Origin of the sequence: Mammaliicoccus vitulinus, from assembly GCF_029024305.1 — a bacterium.
GTDB classification, from domain to species: domain Bacteria; phylum Bacillota; class Bacilli; order Staphylococcales; family Staphylococcaceae; genus Mammaliicoccus; species Mammaliicoccus vitulinus.
The window spans coordinates 645,307-662,522 of sequence record NZ_CP118974.1 but is presented as its reverse complement, the minus strand read 5'-3'; the positions used below and the strand labels follow the sequence as shown (position 1 = coordinate 662,522).

The following is a 17,216-nucleotide window of genomic DNA, read 5'->3' as shown; positions in this document are numbered from 1 at the left end:
AATTAATTCGTCTAGAATAAATTTATTTATTAAAGTAAATATCTCCACCTGGACCAAGAGGTATACCTAATAAAAACCATATAATCATAAATATTGGCCAAACGATTGCTAGAACGATTGAATAAGGCATTAAACTAGAAATTAATGTTCCTAATTTCATATTTTGATCGTATTTTTGAGCATAGGAAAGTAATAATGGTAAGTAAGGCATCATCGGTGTTATTGGGTTCGTTATAGAGTCCCCTATTCTATAGATCATTTGAGTAAATGCTGGATGATATCCAAGCAACATAAACATCGGTATAAAAATCGGTGCTAATATTGCCCATTTTGCTGATGCACTTCCAATGAGTAAATTGATTAAACTACTCAATATAATAAAGCCGATAATGAGCACTACACCATTTTGCCCTTGCAACATCTCTGCTCCTTTTACAGATATCACGATACCTAAGTTGCTCCATTCTAAATATGCGAGTAATTGAGCAGCAAAGAAGACAATCACAATAAAGCTACCCATTGTCGACATTGAATCTGATAACATTTTCCCTAAATCTTTAGTATTGCCAATTCTTCCAGAAACAATACCATACACAAAACCTGGCACAAAGAAGACAATTAAGATGATAATGCCTACTCCATCCATTAATGGTGCTTTCTCAATTAAGCTACCTGTTTTAGGGTTTCTTAACCATCCGTTTTCTGGTATAGATAATGCCAGTAATACACCTACAACGATCATAAAACTAATATTCGCAAATTTTAAAGCTTTATTTTCTTTAGCGCTAATTTCATTTTTTGCTTCATCATTTTCAGTATCTTCATTTGGTTTATATTCTCCAAGACGTGGAATAACAATTTTCATACTGACATAATAAATTGCTGGGAGTAAAATAATCGTCGATGCAGCAATAAAGTACCAGTTCATCGCTACATTTAAATTAATATCTTTATCAATAATTTCTGCTGCTGGTTTAGTAAACGCATATACTAGTGCATCGCCCATTCCTAAAGTTATATTCGCTGCAAACGCACCAAGTGCTGAAGCATAAGCCATAGCAAGTCCTGCAATTGGATGATAGCCTAACTTTATAAATACTAAGGCCGTTAAGGGCGGAAGTACAACTGGCGCAGCATCGCCAGCAGCATTACCTATAATACCTACAAATATGATAATTGGTACAATAATTTTTCTAGGTGCTTTTTGTACAACTTGAATCATTAATTTATCGAAATAACCTGTTTTTTCTGCTACCCCTACACCTAACATTACAGCTAATACTAAACCTAATGCTGGAAATTCAGAAAAGTTTGTAATGGATTCACTTATAATTTTCCCAAATCCTTCTCTAGAAATAAGGTTTGTAACTTCAACTGTCTTTCCTGTACCTGGATTCTCAACTTTAATATTAAATAAAGAAACAAACCATGAAAGAAAAATTAACCCAGCACATAAAAAGAAGAATAAAATACTTGGATCAGGTAATCTATTACCTGCTTTTTCTATAAAATTGAGAAATCGATGAATGATTGAAATCTTCTGTTTTGTTTGGCTCATAAGTTTTCCTCCCAAAAATAAATTAGGAACAGTATATCATAAAACATATTATTTTTTGAAGTTTCTGATAATTTTTGTAAATAGCATACCATAAGTATTTGCGAGTCATGTCATATATGAAATTTAAGTGTAAATTTGGCATATTTTTTTATGAATTAACATTGATAATATGTAATGTTGAGCTTATACTAAATATACAGATGATAAGTTGTAATAAATGTACTTCATTATTGAATAGGCATCATACAATTTATTATTAACTGTAAGAAGTCTTTATATATGATTATGAAATGGAACGGATGGGGTTACATACCCTAAAGCGATAAGCCTCCTGAAGCTTATCGCTTTAATTTTTACATAAAAAAATTTAAAGAGTCTGGGACATAAATACCCATTCACAAAATAAAAGATCTCTTCATTAGGCTATAGCTTAGTGAAGAGATCTTTTTATCATTTTAAAATCTTACGATTTTGAAAATGCATGCTTGCCTGGGGGTATGGTTCGAGCCTGTAGTCTCTCGCACATACTATTCCCCCGGGCGTCAGCACTTTACAAAATCGTGGAGAATAATATATTTTCCATATATTTTTTTGCTTGTTCTTTTAGGTACATGCTCTATGTTGCAAGACTTACTAAACAAGCTACATAGAAGCTCTGTATGTTGCAAGACTGACCAAACAAGCAACATAGAACGTCTCTATGTTGCAAGACTCATCAAATCACAAGAAGACTCAAAAGATATCATACTCAACTTTATATATCTTCTACAACTATATATGTTGCTTTAACAGGTCCATGTACCCCTACTACTAACTCCATTTCAATATCTGCTGAATTAGATGGACCTGAAATCAAATTGATACATGATGGAAATCGTTCTTTATCTTTCATCATTTTATTCATTTCTTGTGCTGCTTGTGTATATCTCGGCACAATTGTTGATTGAGGAACGATTGCTATATAGTGTGTTGGTAATAAACTGACGCTTCTGCCTTTGCCTTTTCCTGCATATAATACGACAGTGCCACTTTCAGCTAATGTTGTGTCACTGAATGTAATACCAATATTGGCTTTTTCAGCTACTACTCTATTCTCTTCACCATTTTCTTCATTCCAAATATAAGTTTGATATTGTTCCAAATTTATACCATTTTCTTCAAAGCGCTTATCATTCCATGCAATGATTTCACCTTGATTATATGCTTTAATTACATCACGCAAAGTACTATCTAATGAAGCTTTAGTCGTCTTAACAAACCCTGTATGAATTTTTTTACATTGTTCTTCTAACAAGTCTACGAGTTGTGATGGACTAAGCCCCGTTAATGTTTTTTCTTGTGGTTGATATTCCCACTCAGGTTTGTTCACTTTTATTGGTTTCGGACGACCTAATTGCTCTGAAATATTGTTTAAGAACTTTGTTCTATTTTGTATTGTACCAGCCATTATTGATCCTCCCTTTCTTTAAGGTGTTGTTGCATCCAATCTTTAAACCTCGTTTCTTCAGGTAAAGGAAAATCTCTTGATTGTGTCCATGAGTGAAGTGGTGCAGGTCCTTTATGAATTGAATCATTATCACTGAAAGGTTTCATCATTGGTCTAGCTAACTTCATACTATACTTAAATAACGTAGGTTTAGAAGCACCAAAACCAAATCCTTTCATTAACATGCGCTCTGTTTTAGGCGTTGATTTTTGTTGTTCCGCTTCTACTTGTCTATGTTTTAACAATAAATCATGCAAAGGAATTTTAACGGGACACGCTTCTGTACAAGCTGCACATAATGAAGATGCATATGGTAATTGTCCGTAATCTTCATATCCTCCTAATAAAGGTGAAAGTACTGCACCAACAGGACCTGGATATATAGAACCATAACTATGTCCGCCTGAATGTCTATAAACGGGACAAACGTTAACGCAAGCGGCGCAACGTATACATTGTAAAATGGACTGAAATTGTGTACCTAATATTTTAGAACGTCCATTATCAATAATAACGAGATGAAATTCTTCTGGTCCGTCTATTTCACCAATGCCTCTTGGACCAGTTAAAGTCGTCACATAACTTGTTAATTTTTGACCTACTGCACTTCTCGTTAACATACCAACAAGGACTTCGAGTTCTTCATGTGTCGGAACAATTCTTTCCATTCCCATCACCGTAATTTGTGTCTTAGGTAAAGTAGATACCATTCTTGCATTACCTTCATTTGTAACTAAAGTAAAACTCCCACTCTCTGCTACAGCAAAGTTACATCCTGTCACACCAACATCTGCTGATAAAAAGTCTTGGCGCAATTTATTTCTTACGAATGAGGTCATTTCATCAGGATTTTCCGTTCCTTCATAGCCTAACTTTTCATGTAAAGTATCTTTAATTTGGTTTCTATTTTTATGTAAAGCAGGTGCAACTATATGAGAAGGTGGATTGTGATCATCAATTTGTAGAATGTACTCACCTAAGTCTGTTTCTACAACTTCACAACCAGCCTTTTCCATTGCTTCATTCAAATTAATTTCTTCTGTTACCATAGATTTTGATTTTGCGACTTTTTTAGCTTTTTTCTTTTTCAAAACGTTTGTCACATAGTCATTAGCTTCTTCAGGTGTGCTAGCAAAATAAACATGTCCACCTAATTCTGCTACATTGTGAGCTAATAAATCTAAATAATAATCTAAATTTGAAAGTGTATGCTGTCTAATTTCTTCAGCATGATTTCTCCATTCTTCCCAATTACCAAGATCTTCTTGAGCTTGTAATTTTCTATCTCTTAGCCTATCTTGTGCCGAGCTTACAGCACCTCTCATAAACGTATCTTTACTCTCTACTTTAAAAGCTTCTTTGAACGTCTTATCACCTATACGCATTGCCATGTTATTGCACCGCCTTAGCTAGTTGATTATTTAATACTTCAGCAATATGCAATACTTTAACATTTGCTCCACGTCTTTTTAAGCGTCCTTCAATATTCATTAAACAACTCGCATCTGCACCAATTAAATAATCAGCACCCGTTGCTAAAATTGAATCCACTTTTTCATCAACCATTTCAGTCGAAACATCACCCATTTTCACAGCGAACGTTCCACCGAATCCACAACAATTATAATAATGAGGCAATTCTACTAGCTCAAGTCCCTCAACTTGTTCTAATAATGCTGTTGGTTGATTCACTACACCTAGTAATCTCGTCATGTGACAAGAAGGATGAACGGTAGCCTTACCATCTAAATGTGCACCAACATCTGTAATATTCAACACATCTACTATAAATTGTGTAAGTTCATAAGATTTGTCGCTCAGTGCTTGAGCTCTTTCATACCATTCTTTATCATCTTCAAACACACTTGGATAATGTTTAAACATTGTAACGCAACTACCAGAAGGTCCAACTACATACTCAGAATCTTCAAAAGCATTAATCATAATCTTAGCTGCTTTCTTAGCTTCTTCAACATAGCCAGAATTGAATGCAGGTTGCCCACAGCAAACTTGACTAGCCGGATAGTCCACTTCACATCCTAGTCTCTCAAGCAATTCAACAGTTGCGATACCTACTCGTGTGTTTAATGCCTCTACTAAACAAGTAGAAAATAAACTCACTTTCATAATATAACCACCCTTATCAGTTTTTAAATTAGTTAATTCAATGCCCATATCATTAACTTAAAGTGATACTAATACTGCCCATATATAATTAGTACCTGCATTATATTGGTCTAACATGATCAACTATAATGTAATAGAAATATTATACCATAACTCATATAGTCATCGTATGACCTTATATGTATTTATTATATCATGTGGGGCGTGACTTGATAAATTCACGGGTAAATCACACGAAGACTTGATCTGCTCAATTCAAAATAAAAAAGCATATCACGCTACTGATATTTCTCAGTAAGTAGTGTGATATGCTTTCTTTATACAGTGTTACGATTTTGTGCATGCTTGCCTAGATGTGAATGTCCCAAGCTTTTTATTATTTAACTTTCAGTTTTTTTAATATTACTTAACACGACTTTTTCTACTTCTTCTAAATGAAAAGCCATTTTACTTTGAGCTAGTTGAGCGTTTTGAATTTTGATTGCTTCAAAAATTTCTTTATGTTCGTTATACAATTTTTCGATTGATTTACTTTTAGTATATAAGTAAATTCTTCTTGTTTCTTTCATTGTATGTCTCATGATGTCAGATACGTTTAATAGCAATTGTTTTAAAATATCATTTTTAGCTGCATCTGCTATCGCTAAATGAAATTTTAAGTCTGATGCTTCTCCTAAATCATTTTCCTTTATTGCTAATTTCATATCTTTCAATGCAGACTCTATCGCTAATAAGTCTTCATCGTTTCTATTCTTCGCTGCTAATCTTGCAACGCCTACTTCTACAATACTCCGAACTTCTAATAAATTTTCGATGTCTTTAACATCTCCGTTTATTGCTTCAAAGTTAAATCGTGGTTCTTCTCTTTCCGTTATAAATGTTCCTTGGCCATGTTTAATATCTATATATCCCATAGCTCTTAAAGCATTTAACGCTTCTCTTATAGTTGCTTGTCCTACCCCAAAGCTTTCAGACAAAGCTTTAATAGATGGTAAACGATCTCCAGTATTTAAACGTCCTTCATTAATATCCAATATGATGACATCTGCAACTTTTTCGTATAATTTCTTGTTCGATATCTTCATTTATATTTCTCCACCTTGTTAAAATCATTAGTAGAGCAATTATATCATTTAATATTTATTAAATCGTAAAAAAATTTATATACTTTTACGAAAATTCTCTTTTAATACTTTCAATTGCTTCTTCTAATGTTGCACCTGTAGATAAAGATACACTTGCTAAAAATGCACCTTCTACGATTGGACCGTCTACTTTATATAATTTATATTCTCCTTCATATAAATCCAGCGCCATTTCAAGGTTCATTTCAGATGAACCTATATCATAAAATAATAATGCATCTTCTGTTAATTCATTTATAACTTCATTAACGGTATCAATACTCGTACCGATTTCACCTTCATTTGTACCACCTTTTGCAATAACTGTTACATTAGGTGACATTTGTTCTAATAAATCTTTAACACCTTGGGCTATTTCTTTACTATGACTAATAATTCCGATAGTCGCCATAATTTACACATCCTCACTTAGAACTTTTAATACATACACCATACTTTGAGCACCTGGATCCATATGACCAATTGAATCTTTTTTAAAATAAGAAGCTCTTCCTTTAGTTGCTTCTAATGCTTTAGTATCTTCAGCAAATTGTTGCAAATCTTCTTCAGTTAATTGATGTCCATTTTCTAAATGTTCAGTTGCTTTTAACAACACATCATACATTGTCTTTTCTCCACCTGATACTTTACCTCTTGTAGCAACAGCATCTTTGAATGTATTAACATATTCTTTTAAATTTTCTTGGGTGATTTCATCATGGTCAAGACCTGCCATTTTAACAAAGCTAAATCCGTAAAGTGGACCTGATGCACCTCCAATTGAACTCATGAGTGTCATTCCCGTAGATTTTAATACATCACTAATTGTTTCACCCGACGCTTTCTCATCAACTGCTTTAAAGCCTCTTAACATATTTACACCATGGTCACCATCGCCAATCGCTCTATCTAGATTGGTTAAATTTTGTTCTTCAGTTTCAAATGTATTTTTTAAATCTTTAAGTCTATTTAAAAGCGTTTCTGCATTCATCAAAAATGCCTCCTATTTAAAATATTTACTTTCTGTCGGTGCATTAAAAGCCTCTTCTAACGCTTGTTGATATGGCACAAGTGTTATAGAGAATCCTTGCATATCAAGTGCTGTCATATAATTTCCAACAAAGTATTTTTTAATGTCTAAGTCTTTGTTTAATGCATATTCATTGAAATAATGAGCTATAATCGCAAGTTCTGAGTCCGGCGTTGCGCCCATACCATTAATCATAACAATTAATGACTTATCAGAAATTTCCTTTTCAAGCTCATGCATTAATCTATTTATGATTTCATCAATAGATTCCATATTCTCTTGATATATACCTCTTTCGCCGTGAATACCTATACCTATTTCCATTTTACTGTCATCTAAGTCAAATCCATATTGACCAGTTGTAGGTACTAAACAAGGATATATTGCCATGCCAATTGTTCTTATACTTTCAATAAACGCATCAACTTTTTCCTTAATTTCAGTTAAATTATATCCATTATCTGATAAATAGCCAGCGTATTTGTGGACTAATACCGTTCCAGCTACACCTCTTCTATCTTGTTCATTCTCTATAGAAATATCATCACGAACAATTACCGACTGACAAGAAATACCTTCCATTTCCGCCATTTCTTGAGCCATTTCAAAATTCATGACATCACCAGCATAATTTTTAATAATAAGTAATACGCCTTCATCTGTCGCAACATGTTTAATAGCCTCTAGAATTTTATCAGGTGTTGGTGACGTAAATACTTCGCCACATACAGCAGCATCTAACATACCTTCCGCAACAAAACCTGCATGTGCCGGTTCGTGGCCTGATCCACCACCAGAAACTAAAGCCACACCACTTTTTTTAAGTTTTTTTCGAACAATAACATTATCACTTATAATTTCAACTGAGTTATCCATTACTTCAATGCCTTTTAGCATATCGGCAACAAAATGTGTTTTTTCTTTCATTAATTTCTTCATAAAATAGCCTCCCGTTGAATTGTTAATCCTACATTTCTATTATAAAGCGTTTAACATAGTAAGCGTTAACAATATGAATAAAAGCATGATTGAATCCCTAGAATATCTTTGTCCTTTATCTTGTACCTTTCACATAATTTATATAAGTTCCTCTAAAAATCAGAGATACAATTTCATACTAAATCTTTGTTAATTTTAAATTTTGATCATAATCTCTTGCAATTATAGTACATAGGGTGTACTATAATCTTTGTGTTAAGTACAGGAGGTGTACTAATTGGAAGAAGATTTAAAAAGAGCATTTAATTTATTTCATGAATCTATCATTAATATCCATAGTGAAGTAGCAAAAATTTTAAATAATTCTGGATTAGATGAAGTTATTTCTAAAGAACAATATCAAACTTTAAAAATTATTAAAGATTTCCCTAAGTGTACGTATAGTTTTATTGCATCTAAACAAGGTGTTTTTAAAACAGCAATATCAAATAGAATAAACAAATTGAAAAACCTCGATCTTATTTCAATTCAACAAGGTGAAGATAAAAGAGAAAAATCTGTTCTGTTAACTGAAAAAGGATTGAAACTTGTTAACCGTACTGAAGATGTCATTTACGAAACATTCAATCGTAAACTGTCTGCTCACTTCTCTGATCAAGAAATCATCACATTTGTTAAACAATTAGAAAAAGCTAATAATCTTATAACAGGAAAGGACAATGTTAAACATGTTTGATGATATAAAAAATCTGTGGACACACAAATTTTTACTCGTTTCCTTAATCGCAATTATGTTAATCCCCTTAATTTATAGTTCAGTTTTTGTAGGTTCTTTATGGGATCCGTATGGTAAGACTGGCGATTTGAAAATATCTGTCGTTAACAATGATAGTGGCGGAGAAGTTAACGGAGAAAAAGCGAATATCGGTAACGATGTAGAAAACAAATTAAAAGATAACGATAAGTTTAAATGGGAATTTGTTAAACAAGAAACAGCAGACAAACATTTAGAAAAAGGTGAATCATTCGCTGTTATTTCAATTCCTTCTAACACGTCGAAACATGCTGGCTCTATGTTGGATAAGAACCCTGAAAAAATCGATTTAAATGTTAAGACAAACCCAGGTTATTCTTACACGGGTTCACAAATAGCATCTAAAGCAGTTACAGCTGTTGAAGATGATTTAAGCGCTTCTGTTAGAGAAAAATATATATCTGAATCATTTAAAGGTATGAACAAACTTACAGATGGTTATAAAGATACTTCTAAAGCGCTCGGACAAATGTCAGATGCTGAATCACAACTAATTGATGGCAACAAACAAGTTGAGTCAGGCTTAGAACAATTAGCACCAATGGCAGGCGCTGAAGGTCAACAACTATTACAAGGTAGCATGCAAGTATCACAAGGTTTAAACGATTTACAACAAAACAACGATAAATTAAAACAAAATATCGATAAAGCAATCAAGCAATCAGAGGGTAAATACTTTAACGAGGAAAATGTTAAAGCTATTAACAGCCCAGTAGTATCAAATGAAGATGACTTAACTGAAGTAGACAACTACGGACAAAGTTTCGCACCATATATTCTCTCATTAAGTTTATATGTTGGAGCTGTCGCATTCTCAGCAGTCTACCCTATTGATAAACGAATTGGAGATTCAACAGGATTTAGATGGTGGTTAAGTAAATTTGCTATATTTATGATGCAAGCTTTAGGATCAGCTTTAGTTTTAGCAGCCCTATGTTTATATGGTTTTGAAATTGAAATAGCTGATCCAGTATACTTCACGTTAACATTATTATTATGGAGTATTGCAGCATATATGATTGTAACGTTCTTAACAGTCGTATTAGGTAATATCGGTAAGTTCTTGGCAATCATTTTACTCATCCTTCAATTAGGATCAAGTGAAGGAACATTCCCAATACAATTATCAGGTAAGATATTCCAAAACTTACATCCATTCTCACCAATGAGTTATGTCATTAAAGCTCTAAGAGAAAACATATTTAACTTTACAAGTGATGTAACTTACGGACAATCAATGCTCATAATTGGCCTTATTGCAATAGTGTTCGCAGCACTTACGTTGCTCGTATATGTCGTACGTTCTAAATATCCACACTTAAGACGTCAAGCAAACGAAAATGACTATTAATATGAAATTAAAAAAGCACAACCTCAGCAGAGGTTGTGCTTTTAATTTTACGATTAGTTGTACATCTCCAAGTCTTCCTATGATTAAGTAGCTCATGAGAATCGCACAATACTTCTAATATTCTATTACGATCTTACCTATAGTTTTACCTTCTTCTATAAGTCTATGTGCTTCTGTCACACTTTCAACACTTAGTCCTTTTAGTTTTGTATGCAAGGTTGTTTTGATTGTACCTCTATCAAGTAAATATGTTAATTTTCTTAAATATTCATGATGTGCTTGCATATCGTCAGTTTCATATTTTGGTCTCGTAAACATAAATTCAAATGAGAATGTCACACTCTTATCTTTTAATAAATTCAAATTCACTTTATCCATAAAATTAACGAGCGCAACAATTCTACCTCTTGGTTTAATCATTTCTGCCATTACGTTAAAGTATGCATCACTACTATGTGTATTAAAAATATAATCTACTTCATTTATTTTATGTGCTTTTAATTCATCTAGTAAATGATGTTTGTGATTTAATACGATATCAGCGCCCATTTCTTCAGACCATCTTCTCGTTTCTTTTCTAGATGCTGTTGTAATGACTGTTAGCCCTAAATTTTTAGCGATTTGAGTAGCAATAGAACCAACCCCACCAGCACCATTGATAATGAGTAACTTTTTATCTTTATTATCTTCTGGATTAGTGGATATGCTTAACCCTTCAATAAGCGCCTCGAAAGCAGTGAGCGCAGTTAACGGTAAAGCTGCTGTTTCAGCATATGATAAATGTTCTGGTTTAATGCCGACAAGTCTTTCATCCACTAATTGATATTCTGCATTAGATCCTTGACGCATATTTGAACCTGAATAATATACTTCATCCCCTACATGAAATAATTCAACTTCATCTCCTACAGCTTCAACCACACCAACTGCATCATATCCTAATACTTTAAATTCACCTTCATTAGTAGTTCTCAATTTTGTATCGACTGGATTAATACTAGCTGCTTTCACATTTACTAATATTTCTCTTCTACTAGGTTCAGGAATAGGTAAATCAAGCTCTTCAAATTCATTTGTCTCTTTCAAATCAAAACTTTTTTTAAATCCTATTGCTTTCATTTAAAGTCACCTCTACCTCAATTTTATAATGGCTTACTATAATAATTATGTTCATCATCAATTTGCATGCCTAGTTTAGTATATAAACGATTACCGCCTATATTAGATTTTTCAGTTTCTAAATATATTGTCTCATAACCATTTTCTTTCCCATACTTAAATACTTGATGCATGAGTTTTTCGCCTATACGTTGACCTCTAGCCTTAGCCGTTAAATATAAATCATTTATAATAAGCAATTCCGACATTTTCATTGAAGACAACATCGTATATAGTTGTATAAATCCTATTACATCATCATTGTCTTCAGCAATAAAAATAACAGCATTGTCACTAGATAAATTCTCATATAAAAATCTTTCGGCTGCATCTATATCAGATTGTTCTCCAAAATAAACTCGATATTCGTTAAAAATGGGGATGATTTTATTCACTTCATTAACTTGTAATCTTGAAATATTCAATACATCACCTCATTTACGCCATTATCTATCTCTTATTACTGTGTTTTCATCCGCTTTCACTTTCGGTCGAACGACAAGCTCACCATTACAATTTGGACATACATAAAATAAATTTTCAGCACATTCTCTACAAAACGTATGCTCCTTCACACAAATAAAAGCATTACTTTTACTATGAAATTCATAGTCGCATTTTTCACAATTCGTTTTCATTTCTAAAGCCATTTCAATCACTCCAATAAAAATATGTTAATATATATATAATTATCATATCATTTTTAAGCACGTAAATAGAATTTAAAGGTGTGATTATATGGAAAAAGAATTTGTAGGTAAATGTGAAGCATGTGATTCAAATATTTATTGTAGTAGTGGCTTTATTGAAGGCGTCGTCCAACAAGACAAAACACTATTATGTTTTAAATGTTCAAATAAAAAAGACGAGGGAAAAGAAACATAATCGTTACTTTTCCCTCGTTTTTCTATACGCCTTGATCTAAGTTCATTAACATGTTTTTCATTAAATTAATTTGTCCAATATGATAATTTGTATGTGTAATCGCAAATGATATCGTTTCATCAAATGTCGCCATACCTGCTACAGGTTGTTTTCTTGTTTGACCCATTTTATCATCTAACGCATTTAAGATTCTTTCAAGCTGTTGCATCAAAATATCTTTTAATTCTTGGAATGTAGGTTCTACACCTGTAAAATCTTGAGGTGACATACCTGGAGAGAACGATTCACCTAATTTTTCACCAAGCACATTCCCTTCTTCCTCACTACCAAATACAAAAGCCTCATTCGCCATAATCACATGACCAAGCTGCCACTTAATATTATTTTTAGCTAACTCTAATTGAAAATCCGCTTGTTTCTCATCGACATCTTTAATAATGTTCGATAACATATTGTAAGAAACTTGGAACTGTTTTTCTATCATTTCAATTTCCTCCTGTTAATCCGTTATAGCAAACTAATTGCCCTCTATGTCATGAAAGTTGGAAACACTACCTTCAAGCATATCAATAATATCATGCCCAGTTAGTCCTTGTGCAGTTAACGGCTCATACAACGCTTCTAAATTCATTTAAGACCTTTAGAGTATTCTCTCCTTCTAATATTTTATAATCTTTATAACCAACTCCTAAAATTTCAAAAGCGTCTGTATATGAAATTTTATCTGACTTAACTGCATTTTCTACATAATTAAAAAAGTTTCTATCCTTGTTATTATATTAATTAACACGTATTAATATAATAACAATAGTAACCTAAAATCATAAATTAAATAACCTAATAAAACCTAAATATTTTTTCAAAAATCGCTATATATCAGTATTTATAGGTAAGAGTAACCTATTTTCTATTATATAATTACCTAATAATCTACTTTAGGTTATTGTTTTATCCATTTAGCACCTAATCCTCTGCCTGTAGATTTAATCTTACCTTCTCTAGAAAGAGACTGTAATAGATTATCTACTTTTTTCATTTTTTGCTGTTTATCAAGGATATTAGGTAACTTATCTTCTAGTAAAGAAAGAACCTCTTGCTTAGAGCTATTAGGATATTTTTCTAACATAGTCACAATTAATGCTTTGTAATAGTCATTATTTAATCCTGCATCTTTAAGGTATTTATTTTTTTTACCAGTTAAATCAGCTATATGCGAAGCTATAATAATATTAGGATAACGGCCTTCTATTAATTTCTTTTTTCTTAGTTTATCAGCATCGCTTTTTGCAATTCTTTCATTCTTCTGGACTTTATCCAGTAACATTACTTCTCTCAAAGATAAATCGCTATTTTGTACAAGTAACTTTGTATAGTTTTCATCTATTATTTCTCCAAAAATGGTTACCTGAACCTTCGGATGCAATGCTCCTTTTTCAGAAATATCATAGGTCGGTAATGGGAATGTTCTTTTCATCTGAATATTCATCATCTTTTTAATTCCACTACCGATAGTGTCGATCATGTTTAATGATACCATTGCATCAGCTAAAAATTGATTTCTATATATCTCACTTGGAGTATCTGAATCAATCACATATTCAATGGATTCTGGTAAAAATTCACCTACGTTTGATAACACTACTTTATTAGGATACTCCACAAGATTAATCTTTCCGTTTAAATTATAATCTTGATGCGCAATAGCATTGTTTATTGCCTCACGAAGTACATAAGAATCATATTTCTTGGTTTCTGTTGGAAATAAGGAATCATCTGCAATATATCTATAATTTAAGTTCCTTATTTTACTGTATATTCTATCAATATTAATTAGCATGGGCGCTGAAAAATGCTCATAATCAATTTCAATATTATTTTGATCTTTTAATATCCAGGATACAGTCATTCTCGCATTGTCTAATAACGAAGTAGAATCTGGATTGCCTAAAAGAATAATTGCAGTATTTGTAATTTTTGATTTTAATGTTATTTTAGCTTTATTAAGAAATGTTTCATCATCCCAATTATTAATATCATCAGCTAAATTAGCATTTTTTACTTTAAATTTTTCACGTGCTAAATTAATTGCATCTTTATTTAAGTCATTAATAGTCGCGTTTTCAACAATTTTTTTAGACCAGTCATCCGAAGTTTGACTATAAATTTTTTTCATTTCATAGTTAGACAATATATCAATCGATTCACCTGTCCTACCATAGGCTTTATCTTGATAAGTAGTTGGAATTCCCTTTAACGCAGCAGGAATTCCAAAAAAGATAACTCTTTTACCATCTATAATCTTTTCTACTACTTCCGTAAAAGATAAATTGTTATTAATTTGTTCTTTTATTTCTTGTTTAGTTTTATTCATAGCCTCCTCTTCTTTTTTAAATTGAGTACCTACTATAAATTTTTTCGTTTCTCTATATTTATGTGGATCATTAACTCCAAAGACTAACCATGCTACTTCTTTTCCATTTAAACTAGCCTCGTTACTTAAAGCTGAAAAATATTTCCCTAATTCATGTTTATTAAAATTATTCTGGGCAGCTTTAAATTCTATAGTTTCGTTTTCAGATGAATGATATAAAATATCTTCAAATTTCTTTTCTAACATTTGAAACGCTTCCCTTCACTTAGTTATTGATATTATACAATAATTTATAAGTGAATACATTGTATGAATCCTAGAGAAACACCACGTTATTGCACATAGTTCCATACAGTTGCATCTAATTGAAATGCCTCTTGAATTTAATCAAGACAATACCCTAGGGTTACTATAAAGATACTTAAATTCCTTTATTAAAACACAAAAAAGCACTTCTCGAGTATATTCGAGAAGTGCTGTAAACGTTGATATAACTTGCAATTAACGTTTTGAGAATTGTGGTGAACGACGAGCACCTTTAAGACCAGGTTTTTTACGTTCTTTCATACGTGGGTCACGAGTAAGTAATCCAGCGCGTTTTAATGATCCACGGTATTCTGGATCTGCTTCTAACAATGCACGTGCAATTCCGTGACGGATAGCTTGTGCTTGTCCTGTGAAACCTCCACCATGAACGTTTACTAAAACATCATAGTTTCCTTTTGTTTCAGTTACATCAAATGGTTGATTTAAATCTAAAATTAATGATTCAAATGGTAAGTAGTCACGTACGTCACGATCATTGATTGTTACGTTACCTTCACCAGGTACTAAACGTACACGTGCTACTGAATTTTTACGACGACCTGTGCCTTGATATTCAACTTGTGCCAATGTAGTATCCTCCTCTTAATTAACCACGTAACTCGTAGTTTTCAGGTTGTTGTGCAGCATGTGGATGCTCTGCACCAGCATATACGAATAATTTTTTACCTTGTTTTTCACCAAGTTTATTTTTAGGTAACATACCTTTGATAGATGTTTCTAATAAACGAACTGGGTTTTTCTCTTTTAATTCACCAGCAGAAACTGATTTGATTCCACCTGGGTGATTTGAGTGACGGTAGTAAATTTTATCTTGTTCTTTGTTACCTGATAAGTAGATTTTTTCAGCGTTAATAATAATAACGTTATCTCCTGTATCAACGTGTGGTGTATAAGTTACTTTATGTTTACCGCGTAAGATTGTTGCGATTTCTGATGATAAACGACCTAACGTTTGTCCTTCAGCATCAACAACATACCATTTGCGATCGATGTTTGCTTCATTAGCCATAAATGTTTGACGCATTATAGAGTCCTCCTAAAATTTAAAAAAGTTCTTGGTTAAGATGTATGTATTAACCTGTACCAAGGAAATAAATACATCTTAAATTCCGTTATCTGATTCCTGCTTATATATCTTAAAACACAATAAGATTCCGGGGCTTATCGTGGTGGTGGATATAAAACAATACCGTTAACTATAATATAATTTATTTATCATTTTGTCAATTGATTTCAAACATTTTCTGTTGAATTTTTATTATATATTTCGATATTTGTTCCGAATTCATTGACCAGCTCTTGTTTGTCTAAATATATCTTTTCTAAATATAATCCATGTGCTGGTGCAGTAAATGGTATTTTCTTTCTATCTCTCTCTTCAAGCAGCGTATGAATTTCTTCACCGCTTCTCTTACCTTCTCCGACAAGTATTAAATAAGCGACCATAACTCGAACCATATTATAAAGAAATCCTGATCCTGTTACGACAAATTCAAATCCATCTTCTGTTTCATTTACTTCACTTTGATAGATTGTACGAATTTTATTTTGTATTTCTGTTTTTTGTGAACAAAAACTTGTAAAATCATGTGTGCCTAAAAAGTGTTGTGCGGTTTCATTCATCTTTTTGATATCTACTGGTTTCTTCTGTTGAACTTTTGTATCAATTTCAAAAATATGTCTTTCTTCGTCTATATAGACTTTATAACGGTATTTCTTACCTACACAATCATATCTACAATGGAAATCGTCACTGATTTGTTCGACACTTTGTACATATATATCTTTAGGTAATGCAGAATTAAAAATGTACTTCCATTTATCTGGTGGGATATTTAAATGTGTATCAAAATGAAAGCACTGTTCTATTGCATGGACACCTTTATCTGTCCTACTTGAAGGGTTTATTCTAACAAATTTCTGATGCATTCTTTTTAGAATTCTTTCAAATTCATATTGCACAGTACGTTCATGATGTTGAACTTGAAATCCCATGAACTTTCCACCGTGATATGAAATTTTAACTAACATCCTCAAAGTCTGTAC

General features: G+C 32.3%; 19 protein-coding genes. 3 read left to right on the top strand and 16 right to left on the bottom strand.

The window, feature by feature from the left end; genetic code table 11:
• Positions 1-22 precede the first annotated feature (22 nt).
• From PYW35_RS03210 to dhaK, 8 genes are all read right to left on the bottom strand, one after another.
• Positions 23-1,558 (bottom strand): AbgT family transporter, encoded by a 1,536-nt coding sequence (locus PYW35_RS03210; protein ID WP_103323441.1) that lies wholly within the window; start codon positions 1,556-1,558, stop codon positions 23-25.
• A gap of 754 nt (positions 1,559-2,312) precedes the next feature.
• Positions 2,313-3,005, bottom strand: a complete 693-nt coding sequence (locus tag PYW35_RS03205) for a LutC/YkgG family protein (protein ID WP_103322733.1) — start codon at positions 3,003-3,005, stop codon at positions 2,313-2,315.
• On the bottom strand, positions 3,005-4,435 hold the full coding sequence (locus PYW35_RS03200) for a LutB/LldF family L-lactate oxidation iron-sulfur protein (RefSeq protein WP_103322732.1): 1,431 nt from the start codon (positions 4,433-4,435) through the stop codon (positions 3,005-3,007). The genes PYW35_RS03205 and PYW35_RS03200 overlap by 1 nt, the downstream gene beginning before the upstream one ends.
• Before the next feature lies 1 nt (position 4,436).
• Positions 4,437-5,171: a (Fe-S)-binding protein gene (locus tag PYW35_RS03195; protein WP_016911144.1), complete on the bottom strand. Its 735-nt coding sequence runs from the start codon at positions 5,169-5,171 to the stop codon at positions 4,437-4,439.
• A gap of 380 nt (positions 5,172-5,551) precedes the next feature.
• Positions 5,552-6,256, bottom strand: coding sequence for a FadR/GntR family transcriptional regulator (locus PYW35_RS03190; protein WP_016911143.1), 705 nt, complete (start codon positions 6,254-6,256; stop codon positions 5,552-5,554).
• 85 nt (positions 6,257-6,341) lie between these two features.
• The gene (dhaM, locus tag PYW35_RS03185) at positions 6,342-6,707 is read right to left on the bottom strand and encodes a dihydroxyacetone kinase phosphoryl donor subunit DhaM (RefSeq protein ID WP_016911142.1); all 366 of its coding nucleotides are present in this window, start codon (positions 6,705-6,707) and stop codon (positions 6,342-6,344) included.
• Positions 6,708-6,710: 3 nt separating this feature from the next.
• Positions 6,711-7,286, bottom strand: coding sequence for a dihydroxyacetone kinase subunit DhaL (dhaL, locus tag PYW35_RS03180; protein WP_016911141.1), 576 nt, complete (start codon positions 7,284-7,286; stop codon positions 6,711-6,713).
• 12 nt (positions 7,287-7,298) lie between these two features.
• Complete coding sequence (dhaK, locus tag PYW35_RS03175; protein ID WP_103322731.1) at positions 7,299-8,264, bottom strand: dihydroxyacetone kinase subunit DhaK; 966 nt, start codon at positions 8,262-8,264, stop codon at positions 7,299-7,301.
• A gap of 277 nt (positions 8,265-8,541) precedes the next feature.
• Between dhaK and PYW35_RS03170 the strand changes: the two genes are divergently transcribed.
• Together PYW35_RS03170 and PYW35_RS03165 are read left to right on the top strand one after the other, a co-directional pair.
• Positions 8,542-9,000 carry a MarR family winged helix-turn-helix transcriptional regulator gene (locus PYW35_RS03170; RefSeq protein WP_016911139.1) on the top strand — a complete coding sequence of 153 codons (459 nt, stop codon included), beginning with the start codon at positions 8,542-8,544 and terminating at the stop codon, positions 8,998-9,000.
• Positions 8,993-10,429: a YhgE/Pip domain-containing protein gene (locus PYW35_RS03165; protein WP_233709607.1), complete on the top strand. Its 1,437-nt coding sequence runs from the start codon at positions 8,993-8,995 to the stop codon at positions 10,427-10,429. Before PYW35_RS03170 ends, PYW35_RS03165 begins: the two co-directional genes overlap by 8 nt.
• A 114-nt stretch (positions 10,430-10,543) precedes the next feature.
• On the opposite strand, the gene PYW35_RS03160 is transcribed toward PYW35_RS03165, so the two are convergent.
• Genes PYW35_RS03160 through PYW35_RS03150 form a run of 3 tightly spaced genes read right to left on the bottom strand, consistent with a single transcriptional unit; the run spans position 10,544 to position 12,237 of the window.
• Complete coding sequence (locus PYW35_RS03160) at positions 10,544-11,548, bottom strand: zinc-binding alcohol dehydrogenase family protein (RefSeq protein WP_016911137.1); 1,005 nt, start codon at positions 11,546-11,548, stop codon at positions 10,544-10,546.
• 23 nt (positions 11,549-11,571) lie between these two features.
• Entirely contained in the window at positions 11,572-12,012 is a 441-nt protein-coding gene (locus PYW35_RS03155; RefSeq protein ID WP_103322729.1) for a GNAT family N-acetyltransferase, read from the bottom strand.
• 21 nt (positions 12,013-12,033) lie between these two features.
• The gene (locus tag PYW35_RS03150) at positions 12,034-12,237 is read right to left on the bottom strand and encodes a DUF1272 domain-containing protein (protein ID WP_016911135.1); all 204 of its coding nucleotides are present in this window, start codon (positions 12,235-12,237) and stop codon (positions 12,034-12,036) included.
• 88 nt (positions 12,238-12,325) lie between these two features.
• Between PYW35_RS03150 and PYW35_RS03145 the strand changes: the two genes are divergently transcribed.
• On the top strand, positions 12,326-12,472 hold the full coding sequence (locus PYW35_RS03145; protein WP_016911134.1) for a hypothetical protein: 147 nt from the start codon (positions 12,326-12,328) through the stop codon (positions 12,470-12,472).
• A 22-nt stretch (positions 12,473-12,494) separates the two neighbouring features.
• On the opposite strand, the gene PYW35_RS03140 is transcribed toward PYW35_RS03145, so the two are convergent.
• The 5 genes from PYW35_RS03140 to truA form a co-directional block, all read right to left on the bottom strand.
• Positions 12,495-12,956: a DinB family protein gene (locus tag PYW35_RS03140; RefSeq protein ID WP_103322728.1), complete on the bottom strand. Its 462-nt coding sequence runs from the start codon at positions 12,954-12,956 to the stop codon at positions 12,495-12,497.
• A 456-nt stretch (positions 12,957-13,412) separates the two neighbouring features.
• Positions 13,413-15,089, bottom strand: a complete 1,677-nt coding sequence (locus tag PYW35_RS03135; protein ID WP_204107800.1) for an RNA-binding domain-containing protein — start codon at positions 15,087-15,089, stop codon at positions 13,413-13,415.
• Between the two features lie 255 nt (positions 15,090-15,344).
• Positions 15,345-15,737 carry a 30S ribosomal protein S9 gene (rpsI, locus tag PYW35_RS03130; RefSeq protein WP_016911124.1) on the bottom strand — a complete coding sequence of 131 codons (393 nt, stop codon included), beginning with the start codon at positions 15,735-15,737 and terminating at the stop codon, positions 15,345-15,347.
• 19 nt (positions 15,738-15,756) lie between these two features.
• Positions 15,757-16,194, bottom strand: coding sequence for a 50S ribosomal protein L13 (rplM, locus tag PYW35_RS03125; protein WP_016911123.1), 438 nt, complete (start codon positions 16,192-16,194; stop codon positions 15,757-15,759).
• Between the two features lie 209 nt (positions 16,195-16,403).
• On the bottom strand, positions 16,404-17,207 hold the full coding sequence (truA, locus tag PYW35_RS03120; protein WP_103322223.1) for a tRNA pseudouridine(38-40) synthase TruA: 804 nt from the start codon (positions 17,205-17,207) through the stop codon (positions 16,404-16,406).
• Positions 17,208-17,216: the final 9 nt, after the last annotated feature.